At 64.1% G+C, this 7,295-nt stretch carries 10 protein-coding genes; 8 read left to right on the plus strand and 2 right to left on the minus strand.

What is annotated here, in order from left to right; all coding sequences use genetic code 11:
* The first annotated feature begins 53 nt into the window (after positions 1-53).
* The gene (locus tag KAY22_RS08325) at positions 54-296 is read left to right on the plus strand and encodes a DUF6356 family protein (RefSeq protein ID WP_296622151.1); all 243 of its coding nucleotides are present in this window, start codon (positions 54-56) and stop codon (positions 294-296) included.
* A gap of 115 nt (positions 297-411) precedes the next feature.
* On the plus strand, positions 412-849 hold the full coding sequence (locus KAY22_RS08330; RefSeq protein ID WP_296622153.1) for a BLUF domain-containing protein: 438 nt from the start codon (positions 412-414) through the stop codon (positions 847-849).
* A gap of 77 nt (positions 850-926) precedes the next feature.
* Here the strand turns inward: KAY22_RS08330 and KAY22_RS08335 are convergent, their stop codons facing one another.
* Together KAY22_RS08335 and KAY22_RS08340 are read right to left on the minus strand one after the other, a co-directional pair.
* Positions 927-1,979 carry a deoxyhypusine synthase gene (locus KAY22_RS08335; RefSeq protein ID WP_296622155.1) on the minus strand — a complete coding sequence of 351 codons (1,053 nt, stop codon included), beginning with the start codon at positions 1,977-1,979 and terminating at the stop codon, positions 927-929.
* A gap of 115 nt (positions 1,980-2,094) precedes the next feature.
* Positions 2,095-3,288 (minus strand): type III PLP-dependent enzyme, encoded by a 1,194-nt coding sequence (locus KAY22_RS08340; protein WP_296622157.1) that lies wholly within the window; start codon positions 3,286-3,288, stop codon positions 2,095-2,097.
* Positions 3,289-3,556: 268 nt separating this feature from the next.
* Between KAY22_RS08340 and KAY22_RS08345 the strand changes: the two genes are divergently transcribed.
* The 6 genes from KAY22_RS08345 to KAY22_RS08370 all read left to right on the plus strand — a co-directional run.
* A complete protein-coding gene (locus KAY22_RS08345) occupies positions 3,557-4,072 on the plus strand; it encodes a GNAT family N-acetyltransferase (RefSeq protein ID WP_296622159.1) in 516 nt (171 codons plus the stop codon).
* Between the two features lie 9 nt (positions 4,073-4,081).
* Positions 4,082-5,107, plus strand: coding sequence for a cation diffusion facilitator family transporter (locus KAY22_RS08350; protein WP_296622161.1), 1,026 nt, complete (start codon positions 4,082-4,084; stop codon positions 5,105-5,107).
* Between the two features lie 57 nt (positions 5,108-5,164).
* Positions 5,165-6,259: a UDP-N-acetylglucosamine 2-epimerase (non-hydrolyzing) gene (wecB, locus tag KAY22_RS08355; protein ID WP_296622163.1), complete on the plus strand. Its 1,095-nt coding sequence runs from the start codon at positions 5,165-5,167 to the stop codon at positions 6,257-6,259.
* A 219-nt stretch (positions 6,260-6,478) separates the two neighbouring features.
* Positions 6,479-6,685 carry a cold-shock protein gene (locus KAY22_RS08360; protein ID WP_296622165.1) on the plus strand — a complete coding sequence of 69 codons (207 nt, stop codon included), beginning with the start codon at positions 6,479-6,481 and terminating at the stop codon, positions 6,683-6,685.
* Between the two features lie 81 nt (positions 6,686-6,766).
* Positions 6,767-7,027 carry a hypothetical protein gene (locus KAY22_RS08365; protein ID WP_296622167.1) on the plus strand — a complete coding sequence of 87 codons (261 nt, stop codon included), beginning with the start codon at positions 6,767-6,769 and terminating at the stop codon, positions 7,025-7,027.
* Positions 7,028-7,115: 88 nt separating this feature from the next.
* Positions 7,116-7,295, plus strand: a 180-nt coding sequence (locus tag KAY22_RS08370) for a DUF6481 family protein (protein ID WP_296622169.1), incomplete at its 3' end; no start/stop codon positions are given.

The following is a 7,295-nucleotide window of genomic DNA, read 5'->3' on the forward strand; positions in this document are numbered from 1 at the left end:
AAAAGAAAAAATCTCTAGTCGGTCGCACATAGTCTGGTGGCGAGGAGGCGACGATGAGAAAGCTGTTTCTGGACCACCCGGCATCGGTAGGGGAAAATTATGCGGAGCATTTCGCCCATGCTGGGGGCTTTGCCGCGCTGCTCGGGCTGGCGGCGATTTCCTGCCTGATCCACGCCCTCGTGCCGTGCCTGTTCGAAAGCACCGCCAGCCGCCTCGTCACGCGATTGCACGACAGGATGGTGACGAATCGGCAGCGCAGGTTGCGGGTAGCGGAGCTATCGGAGTTTCGCGATTGAAGCCGACGCAATATGTCTGTTGGTGCGACGCAATAAGACAAAAGTTTACACTATTTTACAATTCATACGTAGTTATCGTAACTGCGAGGTACGCAAAGCATTGTATTGCAAGGCTATGTTTCAGTCGTTGATTTATGTGAGCCGCAGCCTGCTCATGATGCCCTCGCAATCAGCGGAGATCGACCAGATTGTGGCGGTCTCTGCGCGCCGCAATGCTCAGTTAGGGATTCGCGGGTCCTTGCTGTTCACCGAAAGACATTTTGCCCAGCTTCTCGAGGGGCCTCGCGATGCCGTGGAGGAGGTCATGCTCAGCATCGAAAGCGACCATCGCCACGAACAGGTCACGGTGATCGAGCGGCGGCCGATCGACGGCTATCGCTTCGTCGGTTGGAGCCTCTCCTACTGGGGTGACGCGGGCTATGTCGACGCCCAGATCGGCAAATTGCTGGAGAGCAGGGCGGCTGACGAGGTCGGTGATCTTTACATGCTGATCCAACGCATGGCGCAGGAGAGCCGCAAGGCCGGGTCGCCCATCGGCCGGCCTTCGCTCTAGCGCTGATCCGCCCGCCCCAATGAAAAAGGCCGGGCTCGTGCGAGCCCGGCCTTTTCCTTTCTTTCTGTCGACCGCGATCAGTCGAACATCTTGCCCCAGGCGCGCTTGGCGCGGGTCTTCCAATGGCCGCGATGATAGGCGTCCGACGCCAGCAGCGGCAGGACCGAGCCGGCTTCGGCGAAGACCATCTGCTCGATGCCGGTGTTGACTTTGCCCCAGCTGGCGGCTTCCTGCAGCGTCGAAGAGGAGCAGGCGCCGTCGCGAACGTCGGCAACCGTGATCTGCACCGCATATTTGTGCACCTCGACGTCTTCATGGCCTAGAATCTCGGCGCAGACGACGGTGTCCTGGATGAAGTTCTTCGGCACGCCGCCACCGATCATCAGCAGGCCGCTGGTGCCGGCCTTGATCTTGATGTCTGTGAGCTCGCGGAAATCGGCGATGGCGTCGATCATCATATAGGGGCGGCCCGCCTTCATGCAGTCGACCTGATGCTTGACGAGGCCGAAGCCCGCCGAACTGTCGACGAAAGCCGGGCAGAAGATCGGCACGTCATGCTCATAAGCGAGCTTGACGAGGCTGTTCTCCTTCTTGCCATGCTCGACGAGATATTTGCCCATCTCGCGGATGAAGGCGCGGCTCGAATAGGCGCGCGGCTCGAGCGAATTGGCGATCTTGTTGATCGTGAAGTCGCAGTCTTGAAGCTGCTCTTCGTCGATATAAGTGTCGTAGATGCGATCGATCAACAGCGAGCGCAGCGTGTCGTCATCGGGCACTTCGAGCGCCTGATAATGCTTGTGGCCGAGGCCCTCGAAGAAATCCATGTCGACGATCGTCGCGCCGGTGGCGACGACCGCATCGACCATGCCCGAGCGGACCAGTTCGGCATAGGCGTCCATGCAGCCGCCGGCCGAGGTCGAACCCGCGATGACCAGGAAGATCGTGCAGTCGGGATCCTCGAGCATCTGGTTGTAGATGCCGGTGGCGCGCGCAAGGTCGCGGCTGGTGAAGCTCATCTTGCCCATCGCGTCGATGATCGGGCGGGCGTCGAAGCTGGTAATGTCGATATGCTCGACCTGCGTCGAAAGCAGCTCGGCCTTACGCGTGTCGTTGACAGAGGGTGTGTTCATCTTGGTCTCCGGAAATCAAAACGGCCGCAGCTCCGGCGGAAAGCCGGACCATCGCGCCAGAACTGGCGGGTGGTCCGGCTTTCCGCCGGAGACGGGCTTTTCTGCTGGGCAGCCCTTACAGGGTGATGACGTTGTGCGAAACCGTTTCGCGCTGCGTATCGTCGTGCGTGTAGAGCGACGCCATCGGCTCATCGGTCATGATGACCCGCTCGCCGGCGGTAAAGCCGTTGAAGCCGGTCCGCATCGCGCAGCCATAGGCGCCGAGCATGCCGATCTCGATATAGTCGCCGACATTGACGTCGCCGGGCAGGACGAACGGGCCGGCCATCCGGTCCATGTCGTCGCAGGTCGGGCCGTAGAAGCTGAACCCGGTGTCGCGGATGCGCGGTTCGCCGTCGCGCAGCAGCTGGACGGGGAAGCGCCAGCCGACATGCGCGGCATCGAACAGCGCGCCATAGGCGCCGTCGTTGATGTAGAGTTCGTCGCCACGGCGACGCTCGACGCGGACCAGCAGGCTCGCATATTCCGCGCACAGCGCCCGGCCCGGCTCGCACCACAGTTCCGACGAATAGGACACCGGCAGGCTCTCGAAGGCCTGGTGGATCGCGGCGAAATAGGCCTCCAGCGCAGGCGGTTCCATGCCGGGATAGACCGAGGGGAAGCCACCGCCGACGTCGATGACGTCGACCGTGACCGCCGCCGCGACGATCGCCGCGCGGACCTTCTCCATCGCCTGCACATAGGCCGACGGGCTCATCGCCTGGCTGCCGACGTGGAAGCAGATGCCGAGCGCGTCCGCCACCTGACGGGTGCGGAGCAGCAGTTCCTTGGCGTCGGCCAACTCCACGCCGAACTTCGACGCGAGGCTGAGCTTCGACATTTCCGAGGAGACACGAAGGCGAACGCACAGCGTCAGGTCGGTCGCGCCCTTGGTGGCGCGCACGATCTTGTCCAGCTCCTCGAGCGAATCGAGCGAGAAGGTGCGGACGCCATAGTCGAAATAGGCTTCGGCGATCGCCTCCTCGGCCTTGACCGGGTGCATGAAGCAGAGCTTCGCCTCGGGCGCGATGCCGGCGACGAGCCGCACTTCCGCGATCGACGCCACGTCGAACTGCGTGATGCCGTTTTCCCACAGGATCTGGATCAGATCGGGGGAGGGATTCGCCTTGACGGCATACATCGAGCGACCCTGGAACTTCTCGACGAAGAACCTGGCAGCCCGCGCAGCGGCGTGGGGACGAAGAAGCGTTACCGGCTGAACCGGCTTAAGGGACGAAGCTAGCCCCAGCGCGCTATGGTGCTTGTGCAACTCAAGGGACCTCCGGGTGTAACGTGGGCAAGAAAGCTGCCTTGCGGTGGAAGTCCCATGGGGCAGCGGAGGCGCGGATATATGGCGCGCTGACCCCCATGTAAAGTTTCGAAATTCTACTTGCCGTCCAGCGGGTTCGTTCGATCGCAAAAATGGCCGGATTATGGGACGAATTGCGCGGTGATCCCCGCATTGCCTCGAGCAGGATCGCCGCGCGACTCGACTCCGGCGCTTGCCTCTCGCCGGTCGAAATGGCTGAAAGAATGCCATGCTCGATCTTCCGCGCGAATCCGACGTCACGGCCATCGTCGATCTGGTCAACCGTGCCTATCGCGGCTGGGGCGAGCGGCGGAGCTGGACGGTCGAGGACTTCATCGCCGAACCGAGGGTCGATGAAGCCGAGATACGGCAGGACCTGGCCGACCCCTCGGTGCGGCTCCGGATCGTCCGCGACGGTGTATCAGGCGCACCGATTGCTACCGTCCGCCTTGAGGACGAGGGGGCAGGGCTTTGGCAGCTGGGCATGCTCAGCGTCGATCCAGACCGCCAGAAGGATCGCCTTGGCCAGCGGATCATGGCGGCGGCGGAGGACATCGCCCGGAGCGAAGCAGCGCAGCGGATGCGGCTCTACGTCGTCCACCGGCGCCCCGAACTGCTCTCATGGTATCGGCGTCGTGGCTATGAGCCGACGGGTGAAACCCGGCCCTTTCCGGGGCAGGAAGGCGTAACAGGCATTGATCCGCGCAACGATCTTCATTTTCTCTTGCTCGAAAAATGCCTGTAGGTGGACGGCATGACTCGCGCCCACAGTACCGCTCATAGCGATCACGACCATAGCGGGCATGGGCACGGCGCCCATGGTCACAGCCATGCGCCCAAGGAATTCGGGCGGGCCTTCGCCATCGGTGTTACGCTGAACCTCGCCTTCGTGATCGTCGAGGGGTTGGCCGGGCTCGCCTCGGGATCGATCGCGCTCGTCGCCGATGCCGGCCATAATCTGTCGGACGTGCTGGGGCTGCTGATGGCCTGGGCCGCCTATGCGCTGTCCAAGCGGCCTGCGAGCGCGCGCTATACTTACGGCCTGCGGGGCTCCTCGATCCTGGCGGCGCTGTTCAATGCGATCCTGCTGTTGATCGCCTGCGGCGCGATCGCGCTCGGCGCGATCCAGCGGCTGTTCGAGCCCGAACCGATCCAGAGCGGGATGATGATGGCGGTGGCTGCGGTCGGCATCGTCATCAATCTCGGCACGGCACTGCTGTTCCTGCGGGGCGGCGAGGACGATCTGAACATCCGGGGCGCCTTCCTCCACATGGCGGCCGATGCGGCGGTGTCGGCGGGCGTCGTCGTTGCGGGCCTGATCGTGGCGGAAACGGGCGCGCTGTGGATCGACCCGGCGATCAGCATCGTCATCGTCGCGGTGATCGTCATCGGAACCTGGGGCCTGTTCCGCGACTCGCTGCTGATGTCGCTGGCCGGCGTGCCGAGCCGGATCGATCCCGCCAAGGTCGCCGCGCGCCTCGGCTCGCTGCCCGGCGTGACCGCCGTCCATCACATCCACATCTGGCCGACCAGCACGACCGAAACCGCGCTGACCGCCCATCTCGTCATGCCCGACCTTGCCGAACAGGACGGCTTCCTCGTCTCCACCGCGCGGCTGGTGCGCGACGAGTTCAATATCGGGCATGCGACCTTCCAGATCGAGCGCGGCCGCTGCGCCGACGCGGACTGCGCCGAGGGGGCGAGCGGAGATGGGCGCCACGATCATGATGATGATCATGGGCACGACCATGGGCATCACCGCGGCCATCATCACCATTGACGTGCTCGACGGCGCTGCCGCCTCGACAAGCGCGCATATTTCATTAGGTCGTTTCGCATGACCGAGCCAAAGACCGTCCACCTCATCGCCGCCGCCCGCCCCAATTTCATGAAGGTGGCGCCGCTCTGGCACGCGCTGAAGGCGACGACCGATTTCCGCCCGGTCATCGTCCACACCGGGCAACATTATGACGCGGCGATGTCCGACGACATCTTCGCCGATCTCGGCCTGCCCGCGCCCGATCATCATCTCGGCATCGGCTCGGGCAGTCATGCCGAGCAGACCGGCCGCGTGATGATCGCCTATGAGAAGCTGGCGATCGAGGAACGTCCCGACTGGCTGGTCGTGGTCGGTGACGTCAACTCGACTGCCGCGGCCTCGATGGCGGCGGCGAAGCTGCGGATCCCGATCGTCCATCTCGAGGCGGGCCTGCGCAGCCGCGACCGCGACATGCCCGAGGAACTTAACCGCCTCGTCACCGACGTGCTCGCTGACGTGCTGTGGACCCCGTCGCCCGACGCCGACCAGAATCTGCGTGACGAAGGCATTCCCGAAAGCCGGATCACCCGCGTGGGCAACATCATGATGGACAGCTACGAACTCGTCCGCCCCGCCATCCTCGCCGCCGACTATCCGGGCGAACTCGGTTTCGCGGCGGGCAGCTACGGCGTGGTGACGCTGCACCGGCCGTCGAACGTCGACGTGCCCGAGCAGCTGGACCGGCTGGTGGAGGCGCTGATCGCAGTGCAGGCGCATCTGCCGCTGATCTTCCCGGTCCACCCGCGCACCCGCCAGCGGCTCGGCGAGGCCGGTGTCGCGAAGCTGGAGGCGGCCGGCCTGACGCTCGTCGGCCCCGCCGCCTATGTCCGCTTCATGAGCCTCGTCGCGGGAGCGGCGGCGGTGATCACCGACAGCGGCGGCATCCAGGAGGAGACGACCTATCTGGGCATCCCCTGCCTGACTCTGCGCGAGAACACCGAGCGCCCGATCACGATCAGCGAGGGCACTGCGCAGCTGGTCAACGCCGATAGGCTGCTGGAACGGCTACTGGCCGCGCTCGCCCAACCCCGCCAGGACCGCAAGCGGCCGGATCTGTGGGACGGGCGGACGGCCGAGCGCTGTGTGGAGGATTTGAGGCGGCGGTCGGAGTAGAGCGGGCTGGGTATCGTGTCCCTAAGACTTCCGGAGACTTCATTGTGTCTCCGACACTCCAGACTGGCTTTTCGGGAGCAAGCTGCTATATCGGTATGGCTGATCGTCGCCTGCGACGGATGACGGGCCGCCTTGGCTCCTCCCCTTGTCCTTCTAGCTTCAAGACGCCGGAATGCGCCGCGTTGGCGCGTCCGATACCCGTGGGACAAGGATGCTCTCATGATCACCGGCACCGTAAAATTCTTCAACACCGACAAGGGCTATGGCTTCATCGCGCCGGAAGACGGCACGGGCGATGCCTTCGTCCACATCTCCGCCGTCGAGCGTGCGGGCATGGCGACCCTCAACAAGGACCAGCGCGTCTCCTACGAACTCGAGACCGATCGCCGCGGCAAGACGTCGGCGGTCAATCTGCGCGAAGCGTGAGTCTTGATGGCGGATGCGCGAGCGTCCGCCATTGGCCTGCCCGACCTGCGCCGAGGTCATTCAACACCAGGAGAGGCGTAGATGGCCGAGCAGGAGCATGACCTGACCGCGCAGCAGTTGCTGGAGGCCCAGCAGGCGCTCGATGTGGCCGCATTCAACGGGATACTGAGCCTCGCCATCATCCTGCGAAAGCGGAATCTGCTGAGCGACGCCGAGACCGAAGGGCTGCACGACATCATGAGCAGGCCACTGTCGCTTCCGGGCAACGCCGACAATCCGGTCGTTCAGGACGCCCAGCAGAATCTCGACCATCTATTCGCGCTGCTCGTCGGTCATCGCTAGACGAACCAGAGGCTCAACCGGCGAACCCTGACACGCAGGGGCCGCCACCCTTCCAACGCCGATTCCAACAATGGAAAACAATACGCATATGGCAGCATTTCAAAATCCCGGTTTTCAGGAGCGGCAGGAGGCCGCAGCGCGTGCACGGATGAACGCGCTCGCCAAATATCGCGACCGGCCGGTCGTCGATCCGGCCGTGATGGCGGACAGGGCGAAGCGCCGCGCCGAGCGCGAAGCCACCGCCGCCGAAAATCGCGCCGCTTCCATC

Source organism: Rhizorhabdus sp. (assembly GCF_018006725.1).
In the GTDB taxonomy this organism is placed as follows: Bacteria; Pseudomonadota; Alphaproteobacteria; order Sphingomonadales; family Sphingomonadaceae; genus Rhizorhabdus.